This window comes from Alcanivorax sp. 1008, assembly GCF_020667895.1.
Lineage (GTDB): Bacteria > Pseudomonadota > Gammaproteobacteria > Pseudomonadales > Alcanivoracaceae > PGZG01.
Genome location: NZ_JAFMPS010000002.1, coordinates 92,716 through 110,615 on the forward strand (window position 1 = coordinate 92,716; position 17,900 = coordinate 110,615).

The following is a 17,900-nucleotide window of genomic DNA, read 5'->3' on the forward strand; positions in this document are numbered from 1 at the left end:
GAGTTGAGAAAGAATGGCGGCAAAACTGGGGCAGCCCTAGCCGCGCCCACATCCCAGAGCTAGCAATAATCAGCCCAACGCCACGAACTCACCTAAACTTTTATCGGAGCAAAACTACGGAAGGTCGTAATCTGGCCCTTTAATGCGAATTCCCTGAAGATAAAACCCGAGCCCATTGGCGCCGTCATTCGGCCAGTTATTACTTGTGTTGCAGCTGGAAGTATCAACCATGATATCGACTCTGAGCCCTTGAGCCTGCGCCGCCATGGCAGTGGACAGGAAAGTCTGCAAAAGCGAACTGGCGGATCCATTCCAGTAACTCACGATTTTGTTTTGCGAAGTTGGCGCGCAAACATAAGAATTATTATCGGATTGATTTGCATGATCCATATGAATTTGAGCTGCGATGGTCCCGCTCACGTCAGAAAGAACCACCGCCTCTATGAGGACATCTTCAAAAAGCCAAACTTTGTCAGCATTGGCGTTGGCGGCCATCAGAGACACAACGAAAAATGAGATTATATGTTTACCAAAAAGCTTCATGATTTTACCCCCAAATTTATTAGCAATTGCCGCGCATAGCCACATGCCCGCCGTTCTCGCGCCAAAGACGAGATTCACGACGGAAAATGAAGGGTCTGGAAGAAATGATACTCAGAAGACTGATGTCATCCTGACACTATCCGGCCAGTCCTTGCCGTGCTGGGTTTGTTTTTTAACGTCAACATATCAAATGGTCAAGATAAATATTCATAACATGGAACTTTTTTCACGAAATCATATTTCATAAAACGCCAAACATTTCCGGCGCCTACGAATATATTCTGTCAGCAGTAAGGTCGCTCTTTTTTAGTGCACGCACCTCTGAAGAAACTCCAACTGATCCGCCACACTCTTCTCCCGATAATCCCCCTGATAAATATCAAAGTGTCCCATCTCATAACGGCGCACTTCAGCCCGCTTCATTTTCTTCGCGGCTTTCTCTGCTGCGGCCATGGGCGCAACGGTGTCCTTCTCGCAAATCTGGATCAGTGCCGGGCAGGTAACTTTGTGTGCTTCTGCTACCGGGCGGAAGGTCATCAGTGTGGCGGAAATACGTGCGGCAACTTTATTGGGCACGCCCTCAGGGATCAGGGCGAGATAGCCGTCATAACAATCGGCGGCGCTCATCGCTGCCACTTCGCCGGGGCGGCCAGCGGAGGCGATGTAGTGCGGTGACATACCCAGCAGGGCGCGGGTGATATCCACAACGCCGTGGGCGCTGAGCTTGAGAACCTGAGCAATGCCGGCATAGCGGATCACTTCAAACACGGATGCCAGACCATCCATCATCGGGCACTGGGCAATGATCGCCTGCACGTTGCCGTCGCGCGCGGCGGCAACAGTGACCAGGCCACCGCCGAACGATGTGCCCCATAGGGCAATGGCGTCCGGCTTTATGCCATCGAGCTTGCGCACGAAGGCAATGGCGGAAAGCCAGTCTTCCACTTCCCGCGACGGCACCAGCACCTGACGCGGCTCACCGCCGCTGGCGCCGAAGTGGCGGTAGTCGAACATGAACGCAGCGTAGCCGGCATTGGCGAAGGCTTCAGCAAAGGGTGCGATGCCGCATTCGCGGGTGGCGGCGAAGCCGTGCCCCATGATCACGCAGGGCACCGGACCTTTGGCTTCGGACGGCATATACAGGTAACCCTTGCAGGTAACGCCATGGCTGGTAAAAGCAAGATCGGTGCGCGTGAACATGATGAACTCCCTGTCAGTTTGTCTGGTTCCTGATTGATCTATCGCTGTTACGACTTCAGCACGGGTTCGAGGAATTTCCAGGTATCGACGCCGGCGCCGAGTACCAGGAAGTGCGGGTTGAGAATGTCCTGCTTGTTGTACTGCAGTGGCTCGAAAGATGTATTGACCACGGTGCCGCCGGCGGCGCGCACCACGGCATCGGCAGCGGCAGTATCCCACTCCGACGTCGGCGCCAAACGCGGATAAATGTCAGCACGGCCTTCGGCAACCAGACACAGCTTCAGGGACGAGCCCATGCTGGTCAGCTCCACCGGGGCAAGACGCTGGCCGATCAAGCCCTCCAGAACAGCGATGGTATCGGTGCCGTGACTGCGACTGGCAACCATGACAATGGTATGGGGAGGAGTGCTGCGCACCTGAATAGCCTGACGGCCGTCTTCTGTTTCCTTGAAAGCACCAACGCCTTCGCCGCCCAGATAGGTCACGCCCATTACTGGCACATGGACTACGCCAAGCACCGGCACGCCGTTTTCGATCAGGGCGATATTCACGGTGAACTCGCCGTTACGCTTGATAAACTCCTTGGTGCCATCGAGCGGATCGACCAGCCAGTAGCGCTGCCAGTCACGACGCATTTCCCAGGTAATGCCTTCGGATTCTTCCGAGTGCACCGGGATATCCGGGGTCAGTTCAGTCAACCCTTTCAGGATCAGCTTGTGGGCGGCAAGGTCGGCGGCGGTGAGCGGAGAATCGTCACCTTTGCGTTCCACATTGAAGTCCGGGCCGTTGTAGACCTCAAGAATGGCAGCGCCGGCACGGCGGGCGATATCGGCAACGGGATCGAGCAAGGATTGGCGGTCGGTCATGATCTGTCTCTTCTGATCGGGCATACTGGAGCGCGTTAGCTTAACTGCTTGGCAGGACATTGGGAAAAATGATCGCCTGGAACGACATCGACACCGTATTGCTGGACATGGACGGCACCCTGCTGGACCTGGCCTTTGATAACTGGTTCTGGCAGCAAGTGGTGCCGCAAAAATATGCCGAGGTGAACGGCCTGACCAATGATCAGGCCCATCGGCTGATAAAGGAATGGATCGACCGCCATCAGGGCACCCTGAATTGGTATTGCCTGGATTTCTGGTCTTCGGAGTTGGGGCTGGACATCGCCTCGCTGAAGCGAGACGTGGCCAGCCGCATCTGTTATCGCCCTGGGGCGGAAGATTTTCTGCGTGCATTAAGGGAAAGCGGCCGGCATATCGTTATGGTCACCAACGCCCACCCGGATACCCTTGCGGTAAAAAAGGCACTTACTGGGCTGGAGCAGTATTTCGACAAGCTGATCACCAGCCACGAACTTGGCGCCGCCAAGGAGTCCGCGCCGTTCTGGGAGGCGCTGCAGCAGCACCTGCCATTTGATCGCCAGCGCAGCATTCTGGTGGATGACTCGTTGCCAGTGCTGCAGGCCGGCAAGGAATATGGCGTCGGCCATCTGTGGAGCATCCTGCATCCCGATTCAACCCAGACGCCCCGCCCCCACACCAACCCGTTCCCGGCCATCGACCGGTTCGCCGATGTGATGCCATCTAAAGTGCAGCCGGCATGAGCAGCGTTGAAGGAGTCCGCCTGGACAAGTGGCTGTGGGCAGCGCGGTTCTACAAAACCCGCAGCATCGCCCGCGACATGATCGACGGCGGCAAGATACAGGTGGATGGCGATCGTGGCCGTCCGGCCAAGGCGGTCAAAGTGGGCATGCTGATCAGCCTGCGTCAGGGCAACGACCTGCGCGAGGTGGAAGTATTGGAGGTCTCCGACAAGCGCGGCGGTGCCCCGCAGGCGGCAAAAATGTACCGGGAAACCGAGGCCAGCATTGCCGCCCGGGAAACCGCCGCCGCCAACCGCAAGCTGGTCGGCGCCGGGCCGGATCATCGGCCTGACAAGAAAGAACGTCGCGCCATGGAGAGATTTCGCCGCGATCAAATGTAGAATGCCCGCCCGCATCCCCCCGGAGGCTTCCATGTCCCAGCAAGACCAACGCCAGCGCTTTCTGTTTCCCGATTCCGATATCCGCGGCGAAATCGTCCGCCTTGAGGCCAGTGTCGCCCCAGTGCTGAGCGCGCGGGACTACCCCATGGTGGTGCAGGGCCTGCTGGCAGAGAGTCTGGCCGCCGTGGTGCTGATGACTGGCACCCTTAAATTCGAGGGACGGCTGAGTCTGCAGGCTCAGGGTAATGGCGCCGTCAGCCTGCTGCTGGCGGAGGCCACCCACGATGGCGGCATCCGTGGTCTGGCGCGCTTCAGTGATACCACCGCCAGCACCGAGCAACCGCATTTACATGAGCTGATCGGTGACAACGGCGTTATGGCCATCACCATCCGCCCAGAGCGCGGCAGCCAGTATCAGGGCGTGGTGCCACTGGAGGGCAGCTCCCTGGCTGCCTGCCTGGAAGACTACTTCCGCCAGTCCGAGCAGCTGCCAACCCGGCTATGGCTGGCCGGCGGCAATGGTCGTGCCGCCGGTTTGCTACTGCAGCGCCTGCCAGACCGGATCGCTGATCATGAGTACAACGCCGCCATCTGGCAGCATGTGGTGACGCTGGCCGACACCCTGAGCATGGAAGAGCTGCTCGACCTGCCAGCGGAAACCGTGCTGCACCGACTGTTCCATGAAACCCCGCCGCAGGTCACCGCGCCGACCCCGCTGCACTTCCAGTGCACCTGCTCGCGGGACAAAGTGACCGATACACTGCTGTCTCTGGGCTGCACGGAGCTGCAGGCCATTCTGCATGAACAGGGTAGCGCCACCATCAGCTGTGATTTCTGCTCCCGAGATGAACACTTCGACCGAGTGGATCTGGGCCAGCTGATCCACCAACTGTAAAAAGCCCACCGGTGCAGACGGGCCAGTCACGCCGATCCTCGATCCCGCGTCGCCATCCTGTCCATGTTCTGGCATAATCGCGCGCCGTAACTGCCGGGTGGGCCCATCGCCTCCTCCGGCCGCCCTGCCAGTCCATCTGGCACGGGGCCCGCGCGGCGACCTGCCGTGCAAATAACCAGAACTGAATCCACACCGGCCGGCCACAAGCCCAGGAAGCCTGACATGACCAATGCGTATACTGATCTGAGCCCCTCTCAACTCGTCGAGCTGGCTATCCAGCGCAACGAAGGCCAACTGGCAGCCAACGGCGCCCTGGTATGCGACACCGGTCATCGCACCGGTCGTTCGCCGATGGATCGCTTTATCGTTGATGAGCCGACCACCAGCGCCAAGATTCACTGGGGCCCGATCAACCGCGCATTTGACGCAGCCAAATTCGACGCCCTGTGGTCACGGGTGGAGCAGTTCGTCGAGCAGAGCGACACCTTTACCTCGCACCTGCATGTCGGCTCGGCACCGGCCCACTATATCCCGGTCAAGGTGACCACCCAGACCGCCTGGCACAACCTGTTTGCCAACACCCTGTTTATCCGTCCGTCCCAGTACAACCCGGCGCGGAAAGACAACTGGGAAATTCTCCACGCTGCCAACTTCAAGTGTGACCCGGAGCGTGACGGCACCCACTCTGACGGCTGCGTCATTTTCCAGTTCGCCCAACGTCGCGTGCTGATCGCTGGCATGGAGTACGCCGGCGAAATGAAGAAGGCCATGTTCGCCGTGCAGAACTTCCTGCTGCCGGAAGCTGACGTGCTGCCCATGCATTGCTCCGCCAACGTTGGTGACGACGGCGATGTGGTGCTGTTCTTCGGCCTGTCTGGCACCGGCAAAACCACCCTGTCCGCAGATCCGGCCCGTTACCTGATCGGTGACGACGAGCACGGCTGGGGCGAAGGCGTGGTGTTCAATATCGAGGGCGGTTGCTATGCCAAGTGCATCGACCTGTCACAGCAGAACGAACCGGTAATCTGGAACGCCATCAAGTTTGGTGCGGTACTGGAAAACGTAGTCATCGACCCGCAGACCCGCGTGCCTGATTACACCAACGTATCGAAAACCCAAAACACCCGTGCCGCCTACCCGCTGCAGAACGTTGACAAGCGCGTGGTTGAAAACCTGGCCGGTGAGCCGAAGCGCATCATCTTCCTCACCTGCGACCTGACCGGCGTACTGCCGCCAGTGTCCAAGCTGTCCCGTGAAGCGGCTGCTTACCACTTCCTGTCCGGTTACACCGCGCTGGTTGGCTCCACCGAAATGGGTGCAGGCTCAGGCATCAAGAGCACCTTCTCCACCTGCTTTGGCGCACCGTTCTTCCCGCGTCGCGCTAGTGAATATGCCGAGCTGCTGATGAAGCGTGTTGATGCTTTCGGCGCTCAGGTATTTCTGGTCAACACCGGCTGGACCGGTGGTGCCTACGGTGAAGGCAAGCGCTTTAGCATTCCCACCACCCGCGGCGTAGTTAACGCGATTGTTTCCGGTGCTCTGGACAGCGTGGATACTGTCCACATTGACGGCCTGAATCTGGACGTACCGGTATCCGTTCCGGGTGTTGACGACGACCTGCTGGTACCGAAGAAAACCTGGAAAGACCCGGCCGCTTACGATGCTCAAGCCAAGCATCTGGCAGCCCAGTTCCAGCAGAACTTTGCTGACAAGTACCCGGATGTTTCAGAGGACATTCGCGCTGCCGGCCCGAAGATGTAAGCTACTTCAGGCAGCAATAAAAGAGCCCGCCTCATGCGAGGCGTTCAATTAAACTGTTGATGTTTGCCTGATTCGATGTACCCTCAGCATTTATCTGAGGGACATCGGATGGGTACTAAACCTCGCGTACCTCCCGAAGCGGGGGGCATTCAGGTGAATACCTGCCACAACCCTCTATGTCCGCAGTATGGACGCCACCCTCAGAATAATTCAGACGGTAAGAAGATCCGTGACGGCTTCCGAGTTGTAGGCACCGGTGGCGGGCAAAAGGCCCTCCATTGCGCTGCGTGTGGGCGATACAATCGTCTTAGAAGCAACCAGGCTATATGCGAGGAGCTAGAGCGGCTTTGGGCACCTCATGTCCCTCCCTTGGGTCCTGCCTGCAAGAACAATGACTGCGAGAACCGGCATCATCCTCTGCGACTCCATCCTTACGAGTATGCTGGCTTTGGCACAAACTCCAGTGGCTCAAGGCGCTACCGCTGCAATCGCTGCCACAAAGTCTTCTCATTCAGCCCCAAGGCCACACTGCGACAGCGCCACCCCGAAAAGAATGAAGCCATCTTCCGGGCACTGATTAACAAGGTTCCCATGCGTCGCATTTGCGAGCTTGTGGAGGTTCAACCGGCTGTTCTGTATCAACGACTAGGATTTTTCCAAAAGCAATGTAATCGATTCGCTCGACATGCTGAGCGACCGTTGATTGACGGGTTTGATGTTGGAGCCCTGAATATTGCGATTGACCGACAGGAACATAGCATGAACTGGGGCAGCGCCATGGACCGCCGCAATGCCCGAATTACCGGAGTTGCGAGCGCCGACAACCATTCAGGCTACGTTTTCGGAATGCACTTCGACCACGATCCGTCTCTGGATATCTTTGAGGTGGATCTACATGCTCGAGAAATTGGCGATCTTGATACATACGAACCATTTCGTATGTACGCAAGACTTTGGTTGCCAAGTGATCAAGAGCCAGATCAGATTGTTATCGCGAAAAATCTACCATCAATGGCACTTCCGGCCACGGGGGCGCGCGTAAGGCGTGACTATACAATGTTCGCGCATTTTCATTTTCTGAAGAGACTCCTTCCTGGAGCTAGAAGAATTGTCTTTTATATGGATCATGAGGCGGGCATACGCTCGGCATGCGTTTCTGCCTTTCATGATGATATTAAGAATGGGAGGGTTGATGCATTTCTAGTGAAATCAGCCAAGGATATCACTATTGATGAGAAGCGCCTGAGTTTGTCAAGAAGGGAGAGCCAGCTGGCAAAGTTAAGGAGAGAAACCCCCGATCAGTCAGACTGGCTGCTCGCTCGTAGCATGGTAGAGAAAGAGTACGAAAAAGTTTGCAAGCAAGAAGCCATTTTAACTAGGCGCTGGGTAAGCCATCCACTTCCCAATATGGCCGAACCGGTGAAAAGTGTCTGTTATCTTACCGATAGCGGGTGTTGGTCTTCGCAGGAAATAGCAAACATGATGCTCTGGGGAAGCCTGCATGGTGTCGACCGATTCTTCATGAAAATCAGACGCCGCTTGTCATTGCTGGAGCGCCCGATCCACTCACCATCAAGTGCGCGGACATGGTTAGGGGGTAGTCCTTACAATCCCGAGAAGGTATTGCAGATAGTCTCCGTTTTCCGCGTGGCGCACAATTACATACTTACCGGAAAGGATAAAAAAACACCGGCTATGCGATTGGGGTTGGCAGAAAAGCCTTACAGCATTCAGGATGTTTTGAACTTCGATGAGGACTAGCTAGTCTCGCCTGAAGGCGTATTGCTCTCGGACCCTTGGGTCTCGCAATACAATTCGCTGAACTGGAACCCCTCCACTCTTTTCACTGCCTCGGCAATCATCCAGCCGAAAGCGGAAAAGGAAATAAGGAATCATGCAGCGCCGCAGGGAGACCTCCCATACCCAGCCATATGATCGTTTTATCATTCCATACTCTTGGGTCACGACCCGTTGCTGCCCGGCGGATAAATCAGGGCTTGGCATGATCTCGATAGTCTCAAATATTTCCCAGGCATGATCTGTCGCTCCGGCTTCAGGACAAGCCTTGTTGGATGGCTTTATCGTCTGAATGCGGGTAAGCGCCAAATCGATATGCATACTGCGATGCCCATCGAATGCCCGCACATGCCACCGATCTCCTGTCCATGCAAGGGCATGAGGCCAAATGGTTCTGTTCTCTGCTTGAGGTGTTGAGAAGGACTGATAGCGTATCTCGCATCCTCGTTTCTGATGAATAGCCAGTAAAACGCCACGAAGAATGGCGTTGTCTATATGGCTTTGAGGCGGCAGTAACACATCGCAAGGAGCAAAAGACCCGAGCTCCGCCTTCAGGCCATCGGAGGGGCTCTGAGCGTGTGCGAGCAACAAGGTTAGATATTCCTGCCCATCCCCAGAAGCGAAAACGGGCGTGAACTGATCCCCAGGTCTATAAGAGCGGTTCACCTCGTCATACCGAAGATTGTTCGGAAAATGTGTCTTGTAGGACCGCATCTCCCGCGTCAGGTGGTTCGGTGTGACTCCAAACTGGTCACAGATATCTCGGCGATTGACCTCTCCCTCCCAGAGCAACCGTGACTCCAGAAAACGGTATCGTTGCTGCTGACTGTAGCTCAGGCTGGCAATCCATGATTGCCGCTCTCGCATCGTCAGCTTGCGGTCTGTAGCGCTGATGGTCGTCGTGGACATTAGTCACCAATCATGACGAGTGGTGTGCTCGTCTGCATTACAACAATGGATATGATTACTGTAAATCTCATGATACTATCCTTGTCTGCATAAGGATAGATAAGGAAGGATTGCACTCGTGGCGAGCTCAATCACACAGCGTTGGCTTGATGGCTGGGGGTATGCGAACGCCCGGCAGGCGCTGCATTGCCGGGGGGATTCAATCCCGCCGAACCACGCCTATCGCAATGAAATCAGTGAGTTACTAGACCCCGAAAACACGATTAAAGCCACGGCTGTCTTTGACGTGGAAGGGGTTCCCACGGTTTGTTTTATTGAAGACAACGGCGCCTTGGCCGAGAGCCAGGATGCGCTGGACCGCATAAGGGAGAAAATCTGGAATCAGAACCTTATTTCGGTGCTATTGCTGATCAGCCCTTCCCAAGCCACCCTGGTTCCTGTCAGTCGCAAAGACCTGAAGCCCGAAACCATTGCCTGGGCCGACCGGGGCACACATGGCCCATATTCCTGTCGGGGCGTGCAGGCCGGTGAGCTATTCCGGCGCCACAAGGACTGGTTTGTCCCTGAGGACCGGGTAGATCAGCACCTCCTGCGGAACCTGAATTATATGATTCGGAGTCTTGAGGGATCCGGGTTGCTCAAGGTGGACGCGCAGTTCCTGATGGCGCAAGTACTGTTCATCTCCTACCTAGAGCATCGTGGCATTGTTGGCGATAGGTACCGCCAGAAGCACAACCTTTCCAGTCTGGAATATTTAGTAGCTGCCAGGGACCGCAAAGGCATCTATCGACTGATTAATAGATTGAAAGGGGATTTCAACGGGGAGTTGCTTGAGCCGGAAACTGAGGGTACCGGCTTATGGAAAACCCTATCCGATGAAGCCTTGGCTTTGCTGCATCGTTTTCTATGCCGCGATGATCTTGAGGGCGGCCAGCAAAGCCTTTGGCATTACGACTTCCGGTACATCCCTGTCGAGCTGCTGTCCGGGATATATGAATCATTCCTTGCAGACGATAAACGCGATGCCGGCGCCTACTACACCCCGCGTCATTTGGCGAACCTGGCGGTAGATCTGGCATTCCAGAAATCAACAAACATTCTTTCAGAGCGCATATACGATGGTGCTTGTGGCTCAGGTATCCTGCTGACCACCGCTTATCGGCGCATGCTGTCCTATGCACAGGCACGGGGCAAAGACCGGTCGCTATCGTTTGAGGAGCGTAGAGACCTGCTTGAGGGGCACATTTTTGGCTCGGATCTGAATGAGTCTGCCTGCCGGGTAACGGCTTTCAGTTTGTATCTTTCCTTGTTGGAAGGCTTGCAACCATCCGATATCTCCCGGCTGCAGGACGACAACCAGGTAAAGCTGCCGAACTTGAGTAAGCGGAACATTATTGGTGGCGCGACTCGGGGAGATTTCTTCTCCGAGAAGAACGGGCACCTGACCGGTACGAAGTTCAGCATCATTCTGTCAAACCCTCCCTGGGTTGAGCCAAAAGGCAAAACCAGCGTTACAAGCGATGCTTGGGCCAAGAAAAGGGGCTTCAAGATTCCGCGCCGGCAGATGGCTGCTGCATTCATGTTGCGCGCCAGAGATTATCTGCAGCCGCAGGGTCGCGCATGCCTGATCCTGCCGGTAAGTGTAGTGGCCGCCCCAACCAGCTCGGAGTTCTTACGTACCTGGCTGGATCACTATGAGCTAGAGACGTTAATTAATTTCGGGGATATCCGAAAACTTCTGTTCAGCACGGCAAAGCAACCCTGTCTTATCGCCGTTGGGACAGCCAGGCCACAAGACATGATTGGCTGTGTGGCAGGCAACGAGACATTTGAGTACTGGGTCCCCAAGGCAGACATCAGTTTGGCGTTCAATCGACTATCTCTGCACAGTCACGATAGACATCTCTTGGCGACCCGGTTCCTGCAACTTCGTAATGAATCCCTGACAACGCTGTTTTGGGGAACGATGCAGGACATGGCGACTATCAGCTCGCTGCGAGCACAGGGCCAATTAGGTGACCTGATTGGCAGCAATGGCCCATGGAGTAATCGAAAGGGGTTTCATGCACATGATGCCTCAATCTCTGACCCTGTTTCCTCTAAGCCACTGCGCAAGATGCTTTTCCTTGATGCGCGTAACTTGCATGTTGATGGCCCCCTTCTGGATCGCTCAGCACTAGAGCCTTTCCCTCCTCTCATGAAAACAGTGACAAGGTTGCCAAAATCTCTTTTGCAGGCCTTCGCTGGACCAAAGATCATTTTCACAGATGGCATAACAAGTGACCGCAAGATCCGGGCAGTATTCTCGAAAGAGGCTTTCTCTTTTAAGCATAGTGTGGGCATGCTATCTGGGCCTGAGGAAGATGAGCCTGTCATGCGCTTTGTTGCAGCGTATATGCAATCGAGCCTTGCGCAGTATGTTCTGTTAATGACGGCATATCAGGTTAATTTTGAGCGCGAACGTGTATCTCTCAAGGACATTGAGGGCCTTCCATTCGTTCATCCTGATCAACATGCAAACCCTGAGATGGCATGGAAAATAATCAAAGATCTCTCTACTCAGATGCAAGCGCTGGAGAAAGCAAGAGAGATACTACGTCAGGGCATGGATACAAAGATTATTGACGATCTTGTTTTTGATTATTTCTCCCTAAGTCGCTTGCAGAGGTCTCGAATCAGGGAGGTCTCTGAGTATATCGCGCCAAACCTTCAGCCAGGATCCATTGACAGACTGGACACCCCCCTTCAGGGTCGGACTCCACAAGTACAGATTGAGAAGTATACAAGAGCTTTACGTGAGGAGATTCAGAACTGGTCGAAGGCGAGAGGCGGACGCGGCACTATCAATGTGTCCGTCATTATCAACACGCAGGACATCTCCGGAGCATTGGGAGTGGTGAAAATCCAGCCCGCTTCCCGAGAGGCTTCCTCTGGCGGTGCGCTTCAACTGAATAAGGATGACCGTGCCTTGAGTGCACTGTTGTCCAAGTTATCTGCCAACAAGCTACTACCTATGGATCTAGGCGATAACCTTCAGTTTATCCCTGAAACAATCGTTCGATCTGGCGATGCGCTGTATCTGGTAAAGCCTCTGATCCGCAGACTCTGGATGAGCTCAGAGGCATACCGGGATGCTGAGCGCGTTGTGCGGAGTGTGATAGCCGCATCGGGAGACATGGAGGCCGCTCAGTGAGGACCCGCTATTCATGGAGTGAACTGATACCGGCCGATGAAACGCGGATGGCCGTATCTTTTATCGCCAGCATGTGGGATCGATGTTCTCATCGAAATCCAGAGTTCTTCTATAAAAAGCATGAGCCTAAGCTGACAGAACTTTTGTACATGGAATTGTATATGAATTCACAATCAGCAGGTCTAACCGGATTCTGGCAGAATGAGCCTCAGCACCCGATGCTGGACGAAGAAGGAAAGGTTATACGGATCCGAAAGGATATCGTCTATCTTTCCAATCAGGCCGCTCAACGCCTTAATTTGATATTCGAGTTCAAGAAAATCACCAACAACAGAAGCGCCTACTTGGGTAAAGATGGGCTAAGCCGATTTATCACTGGTAACTATGCAATCGATGAGCCCCTCGCTTTTATGGTTGGCATAATGAAGGCCGATGATGAAAATTCTATAGATGCCCTCTATCGCTCTCTTTGCAATTCTGCTCAGCAGCGTGCCCTGCGTATGGTTCATGATGTTCATGGACAATATATTGTTAAACCATCGAAGATTGTAGATAGCGTAGTAACTTTCGATACTGAGCATAATCGTCCTCCCGAGAAGGCCCCAAAAGGTGGAACGATTACTGTTGGGCATATTTTCCTACGTTGCTCGACCTAGCCAGATCGCGCTGGGCTCACTTCGCTACGACTTTTTTGCATGCTAAATGTTGCGTAAAGAAAGGAAGTTACGCTATCGTGCGAAAACGTAATGATCGGCAAATACTCATGACCCACCCCATCTCCCATCTTGTGCTGGCATGGCCGCCGGCGTTTGCAAATGCCGGCTCGCAGCAGCGTGGGCATGTGACATCACTGCGCCACCCGACACCCCGAATATCACGCTCGATATAAGCCTGCTCCGCCAGGCTGGTGGCGCCCGCCACCGTTGCTCTCGCCAGTTTGGCGGAGGGCTGATTTAAATCCCAATCGAGCGTACGTCATGCAAGCCCATGTATCTATCGATATTCGCCTTGAGCTTATGGGCGAGCTGCCCTTCCAGATATGCGAGCCAGACACCGACACAGTGATGCTCGTCGTTGATATCGGTCATAGGCGCGATCATGTTCATTGGCTGGTTAGCCAGCTTGGCCAGAGAAGCAGGAGGCAGTATGCCCCGTCCTCTTTTTATTGTTGATTTGGAAGCGACTTGCTGGGATGACCGGCCAAAATACACGGTGGCCCAGATGGAAATCATTGAGATCGGCTGCGTGCTGGCAACCCCGGATGGCGTGGTGCTGGACGAGTTCGACACATTCGTCCGGCCAACTCGGGAACCGTTGCTGAGTGAGTTCTGCACCCGGCTTACCAGTATCACCCAGTCAGACGTCGACTCGGCGCCCGTCTATACGGAGGCAATGCGCCAGCTGGATGCGTGGGTCAACAGTAGACCAGGTATCTGGGGATCGTGGGGTAATTACGACTACCGGCAGTTTGTTGCGATAGAGCACAGCCATCCCAGCCAGGCCGCATTCCTTCAGATGCCGCATGTGAACCTGAAGAGACCCTGGAAAAAATCCACTGGCCATCGTCGTACCGGCCTGCGCGCCGCGATGGCATTTCACAAACTGGAGTTTGAGGGCAGACACCATCGCGGCATCGATGATGCGCGCAACATTGCCCGCTTACTGCCGTTCATTGACTACGATCGGCTGCGCGCAGCGGTTGGAGCGCTGAATACTGAAAGTCAGAATCCTAGCGGGCACTGAAGGAGGGCACGTGAAAGAAGAATTAGATGAGCTGCTGTTTAGTCGGTACCCGACAATTCTTGGACAATGCCGAGCGAATGGACTTGCGGTTGATGATGGGTGGTTTTGCCTTATCGACTCGCTTTGCGCAGGTCTGCAAGACCTGACAGACAAGAGCGGGATGCCACAGGTGCAGGCCGTCCAGGTGAAAGAAAAGTTTGGCGGGCTTCGATTTTACGCAGGTGGGTGTGATTCGCTTCAATCGGGCATGGTTCTCATGGCGGAATTACTGTCCTCGCGAACCTGCGAAGTCTGCGGCGCACCGGCCAAGCGATGTGTTCGGGAGGTGGGGTGGCGGACTCTTTGCGCCGCACATGAGGCTGATGAGGGGTGGCCCCGGAACCGAGATAAGCTGCTCATCTTCGTGGATATGGATGATGTACTGACTGATTTCCGTGGCGCGTTTTTGAAGGCTCGAGAGCGGGAACCTGACAACCGATGGCCACAATCCAAGATCGGCTTCTTCCAGAATCTGGAACCTTTGCCTGACGCGATTGAAGCCGTCCATGCGCTGGATGCCATGGCTGGCCTTGATGTTCATATTTTAACTGCACCCTCTCCCCGCAACCCGCATTGCTATACCGAAAAGCGGCTATGGGTCGAGCAGCATCTGGGCTATCGATTCGTCAAGCGACTCCATATCAGCGCGGACAAAGGCCTGTTCCAGGGTGACATTCTTATCGACGATAATATCAAGGGAAAGGGACAGGAGCGCTTCAGGGGAACGGTGCTCCAGTTTGGTAGCAACGACTACCCAGATTGGCCGTCCGTTGTTGCCGGGGTGCTGTCTCTGACGAACTAGACATCCATAGTATCTGAACCTGCAGCCAACGACTCCGGACTGCATTGAATCTGATCGGCCAGCTGGAAAGCAGCTCATCAAGTCGACCACCTATTTTATCAGGTGGCCGACTTAATTCGCATGTTGTAGGAGATGTCGACACTCGGCCTATTGAGCAGGAGAGCTCAAACCTCCAACATGAACTCGCCTACTAGCATGCCAGACCATAACGCTGCTGTTGGGCATGGCTGTGCTGTTAGTTGGTGACAGCAACAAGACTCAACCTGTGACGCCGACCACTTCCTCAGGTTCTTTCAGTCGCAAGGTCTCGTAGTATTCCTCGGCCGCGATAGTGGTGATGAATTCCGCCTCGTCTTCGGTGAGCTTCTCCACGGCCTCCTGGATATGGGGTAGCGGCACTCGGAAGAACTCCTTGCGAAGATTGACGGCATTTACCCGGCGGTGACTGAACTCCCGGTGCAGGGCCGTTTCCAGTGCCGGCGCATCATCGGCGTAGATGATGGCATGAACATCGAAACTGAACGGTACGCTCGCGTCGCCCAGCTCCTTGACCCGGTCCATGGGATCCAGTCTGCGCGTCAGGCCGATCTTGTAGACGTGCTCACCGAAGGAGCCGACATTGCTGATCACGTACACGTGCCCGCGGCGGGTTTGTTCGGCCATGCTCTTGGCTCGCTCACGCTTTGCTTCGGCTTCTTCGAGCTTCGCCTGCAGCTCCGCCAGCTTGGCTTCCGCCACGGCACGCTCCTCCGCCGTCGCCCTTGCCAGCTCCTCGCGGGCCTTGGCCAACAGGGATTCGTACAGTTGCTCTTCCTTTTCGGCATCCTGCAGAGCTTTCTGGTACTCCTTCTCCGCCCTGGCCTCCTCACGCATCTGCTCGCGAATGAGCCGCTGCTCATCCTGCTCATCCTTCTTCTTCAGAGTGAACTGATATTGCACGCCGCACTCTTCGTATTTCGACGCTACATAATCGATGCTGATGCCGCAGCGCAGGCTGGCAACCAACTTCTCCAGATCATTGGCCAGCTTTTCAATACGATCAAGAGTGCGGTTGAAGCTGGAGGGAGACACCTTGGCAATTAACGCGTCGCACTCGATGTTGAACGCTCTCATTAGCAGCTTCATCTGACCATCGATGATTTTCTTGTCGATGCTCTCGTCACCGGTGATGCGCACATTCCCATCCTGCACAAATGCCGAGCCGTCCTTGATCATGGCCTTCTGCTTCTCCCGCAGAGCCTTGATCTCAGCCGCGAATCGCTCGCTGGTCTCGAACAGGTAGTCCGGGGTCTCGTAGTGGCCATAGGAGACATATTCGTCAACCCGGGAATACAGGTCGATCAGGCCCAGAACCTTGTTCAGTGCGGCCTGCTGTTCCCTGGTGGCGACCTCCTTGTCGTGGAGCTCTTTCTTCACTGACTCCAGTGATGCCTTGTCATTTGTAAGCCGATCACGGATGGCGTGGGCGTTAGTGCGCAGCTCCTGCAGGTCTTTTGTTGAGGCATCAAGGAAGCTGTGCTCTTCCTTTGCCACCTGGACTTCAGCCTGCACGGATTTCAGCTCCGCCTGGGCTACTCCCGTGGCCGCCTTCGCCTTCTTCAAGGCGTCGCTCAGGGACTCGATGTATTCGAATTTTTTGTCCGCCAGTTTCATGGCGATGAAATACACCGCCACCAGCGAGACGAAGTAGACGCCCGCCAGTACGGTAATCAGTTCGATGGACATGGTTACCTCATGTACTCGTTGATGATCTCTTCCTTGGTGATCCGGCGTTCCTCTACCCGATCCTGATAGGCATCTCTGGCATCTGCGAGCTCATCCTTGATGGCCTGTTTCGCTGCTCGTTCCAGGGCACGCGCAGTCTGGGCGGCCCGGCGCTCCGCTGCCTGTTGTTCCCGCTCCCTGGCCTTCTGCCGGCGCTCCGCGTCGCGCTGAGAGCGCTGGATGGACCGGTCGATCTTGTTGGCTATGCGGGCAGCGCGCTTCATGTCTCGCATAAACGACATACTGCCTCCTTGTTGGCTACCAAGCAGCGGCAGCCAAATAAGCTGGTAAATTAACTCGCATGGAATGTCTATTTATCTGCGAATTAATGATTGCCTAATAAAAATCAGTTGCTAACTAAAAGGCACCGACGATGCCAAGCCCACTCCAGATCAGCAAGAGCGCCTTAAGTTGCCAACCACTTTGTCATGTGTCGCTGACATCATTTGCATGTTACAGCGGAGCCCATGACTGCGCTAGGGAAGGCATACAGAGAGCGAAGAGCAAAATGAAGGCGGCTTTGCTGGCGATGCCTACGGGGCCAGAGAGGCCCGTTAGGCGCATCAGCGCCAAATTAATTGTAGAGGTTGCGGCGGCGGGACTTGAACCCGCGACCCCCCTGCCCATACCATTTGATTGCGGATCTCTGGTATGTCGAAGCAAGGCGCTCTATCCCACTGAGCTACGCCGCGCTAACCATCAAAACTTAATCGTCGGCGATTTTGCCGTTCACGGCGGCCAGCTTTGGCCGCCCCTTCCGGCGGCGGCGCTCGACTTCCTCTGTGCGATTTTTCTCCCGCTGCTGGTTCTTTTCCTCGGCATAAGGTCGCACCGCCTTAATCAGACCGTTAAAGCTGTACCGATTTGAGAGCTGGCCCCCGGCGGAATCAAAACGCTTCTCCCGCTCAATGAACCCTGCTTTTTCCAAAGCATCCAGCTTTCTTTGGATATGGCGGGGCGTATAGTTCATCGCCTCAGCAATAGCTCGCTTGGAGGGGTAGGGCTTGTTATCCGCATGCCACCAATAAGTCATTAGGTGAAGCAAGATGTTAACCTCGACTGAATCAAGTCCTAGAGCTGCCTGTTTCTCCAGAACAATACTAGGAACAGCCGTCCAGCCGGCTTCCATCAAATCCTTCCCCCATTTCTTCTCATTCTCTTTCAGAGTGGCAGTGCTTTGTTTGTTTTGGGCAACCATGTGCGACCCTCCGCATCTATCGTGTAAGGGACATAATGCGGATGTTATTCACGCTTTCCAAGTTAACAGG

17 protein-coding genes and 1 tRNA gene are annotated in these 17,900 nt (G+C 55.1%); 9 read left to right on the plus strand and 9 right to left on the minus strand.

From position 1 onward, the window contains the following. Nucleotides 1-114: 114 nt before the first annotated feature. The 3 genes from J1C54_RS03235 to cysQ all read right to left on the minus strand — a co-directional run bounded on the left by J1C54_RS03235 (nucleotide 115) and on the right by cysQ (nucleotide 2,609). On the minus strand, nucleotides 115-543 hold the full coding sequence (locus tag J1C54_RS03235) for a hypothetical protein (RefSeq protein ID WP_229144449.1): 429 nt from the start codon (nucleotides 541-543) through the stop codon (nucleotides 115-117). Between the two features lie 306 nt (nucleotides 544-849). Further along, complete coding sequence (locus tag J1C54_RS03240) at nucleotides 850-1,743, minus strand: alpha/beta hydrolase (protein WP_229144451.1); 894 nt, start codon at nucleotides 1,741-1,743, stop codon at nucleotides 850-852. Nucleotides 1,744-1,790: 47 nt separating this feature from the next. After that, nucleotides 1,791-2,609, minus strand: a complete 819-nt coding sequence (gene cysQ / locus J1C54_RS03245) for a 3'(2'),5'-bisphosphate nucleotidase CysQ (protein WP_229144452.1) — start codon at nucleotides 2,607-2,609, stop codon at nucleotides 1,791-1,793. A gap of 68 nt (nucleotides 2,610-2,677) precedes the next feature. Between cysQ and yrfG the strand changes: the two genes are divergently transcribed. The 5 genes from yrfG to J1C54_RS03270 all read left to right on the plus strand — a co-directional run bounded on the left by yrfG (nucleotide 2,678) and on the right by J1C54_RS03270 (nucleotide 8,146). Further along, on the plus strand, nucleotides 2,678-3,349 hold the full coding sequence (yrfG, locus tag J1C54_RS03250; protein ID WP_229144454.1) for a GMP/IMP nucleotidase: 672 nt from the start codon (nucleotides 2,678-2,680) through the stop codon (nucleotides 3,347-3,349). Next, entirely contained in the window at nucleotides 3,346-3,729 is a 384-nt protein-coding gene (locus J1C54_RS03255) for an RNA-binding S4 domain-containing protein (protein WP_229144455.1), read from the plus strand. The genes yrfG and J1C54_RS03255 overlap by 4 nt, the downstream gene beginning before the upstream one ends. Nucleotides 3,730-3,760: 31 nt before the next feature. Next, entirely contained in the window at nucleotides 3,761-4,624 is an 864-nt protein-coding gene (gene hslO, locus J1C54_RS03260; protein WP_229144456.1) for an Hsp33 family molecular chaperone HslO, read from the plus strand. Nucleotides 4,625-4,846: 222 nt separating this feature from the next. Next, the gene (locus J1C54_RS03265) at nucleotides 4,847-6,385 is read left to right on the plus strand and encodes a phosphoenolpyruvate carboxykinase (protein WP_229144458.1); all 1,539 of its coding nucleotides are present in this window, start codon (nucleotides 4,847-4,849) and stop codon (nucleotides 6,383-6,385) included. A gap of 759 nt (nucleotides 6,386-7,144) precedes the next feature. Further along, complete coding sequence (locus J1C54_RS03270) at nucleotides 7,145-8,146, plus strand: hypothetical protein (protein ID WP_229144459.1); 1,002 nt, start codon at nucleotides 7,145-7,147, stop codon at nucleotides 8,144-8,146. Here J1C54_RS03270 and J1C54_RS03275 read toward each other — a convergent pair whose 3' ends face one another. After that, a complete protein-coding gene (locus J1C54_RS03275) occupies nucleotides 8,147-9,091 on the minus strand; it encodes a WYL domain-containing protein (RefSeq protein WP_229144460.1) in 945 nt (314 codons plus the stop codon). 118 nt (nucleotides 9,092-9,209) lie between these two features. On the opposite strand from J1C54_RS03275, the gene J1C54_RS03280 reads away from it, so the two are divergent. Then, a complete protein-coding gene (locus J1C54_RS03280; protein WP_229144461.1) occupies nucleotides 9,210-12,284 on the plus strand; it encodes an N-6 DNA methylase in 3,075 nt (1,024 codons plus the stop codon). A gap of 47 nt (nucleotides 12,285-12,331) precedes the next feature. Next, nucleotides 12,332-12,940: a hypothetical protein gene (locus J1C54_RS03285; protein ID WP_229144462.1), complete on the plus strand. Its 609-nt coding sequence runs from the start codon at nucleotides 12,332-12,334 to the stop codon at nucleotides 12,938-12,940. Nucleotides 12,941-13,237: 297 nt separating this feature from the next. On the opposite strand, the gene J1C54_RS16540 is transcribed toward J1C54_RS03285, so the two are convergent. Then, nucleotides 13,238-13,372 carry a hypothetical protein gene (locus tag J1C54_RS16540; RefSeq protein ID WP_255612483.1) on the minus strand — a complete coding sequence of 45 codons (135 nt, stop codon included), beginning with the start codon at nucleotides 13,370-13,372 and terminating at the stop codon, nucleotides 13,238-13,240. 58 nt (nucleotides 13,373-13,430) lie between these two features. Between J1C54_RS16540 and J1C54_RS03290 the strand changes: the two genes are divergently transcribed. Then, on the plus strand, nucleotides 13,431-14,027 hold the full coding sequence (locus J1C54_RS03290) for a 3'-5' exonuclease (RefSeq protein WP_229144463.1): 597 nt from the start codon (nucleotides 13,431-13,433) through the stop codon (nucleotides 14,025-14,027). Between the two features lie 10 nt (nucleotides 14,028-14,037). Continuing rightward, nucleotides 14,038-14,868, plus strand: coding sequence for a hypothetical protein (locus tag J1C54_RS16690; RefSeq protein WP_229144465.1), 831 nt, complete (start codon nucleotides 14,038-14,040; stop codon nucleotides 14,866-14,868). Between the two features lie 258 nt (nucleotides 14,869-15,126). Here J1C54_RS16690 and J1C54_RS03300 read toward each other — a convergent pair whose 3' ends face one another. From J1C54_RS03300 to J1C54_RS03315, 4 genes are all read right to left on the minus strand, one after another. Beyond that, the gene (locus J1C54_RS03300) at nucleotides 15,127-16,593 is read right to left on the minus strand and encodes a DUF4041 domain-containing protein (protein WP_229144466.1); all 1,467 of its coding nucleotides are present in this window, start codon (nucleotides 16,591-16,593) and stop codon (nucleotides 15,127-15,129) included. Nucleotides 16,594-16,595: 2 nt separating this feature from the next. Further along, nucleotides 16,596-16,874: a hypothetical protein gene (locus J1C54_RS03305; protein WP_229144468.1), complete on the minus strand. Its 279-nt coding sequence runs from the start codon at nucleotides 16,872-16,874 to the stop codon at nucleotides 16,596-16,598. Between the two features lie 345 nt (nucleotides 16,875-17,219). Next, nucleotides 17,220-17,324 (minus strand) — tRNA-OTHER (locus tag J1C54_RS03310). Nucleotides 17,325-17,338: 14 nt separating this feature from the next. Next, the gene (locus tag J1C54_RS03315) at nucleotides 17,339-17,830 is read right to left on the minus strand and encodes a helix-turn-helix domain-containing protein (protein ID WP_229144470.1); all 492 of its coding nucleotides are present in this window, start codon (nucleotides 17,828-17,830) and stop codon (nucleotides 17,339-17,341) included. Nucleotides 17,831-17,900 lie beyond the last annotated feature (70 nt).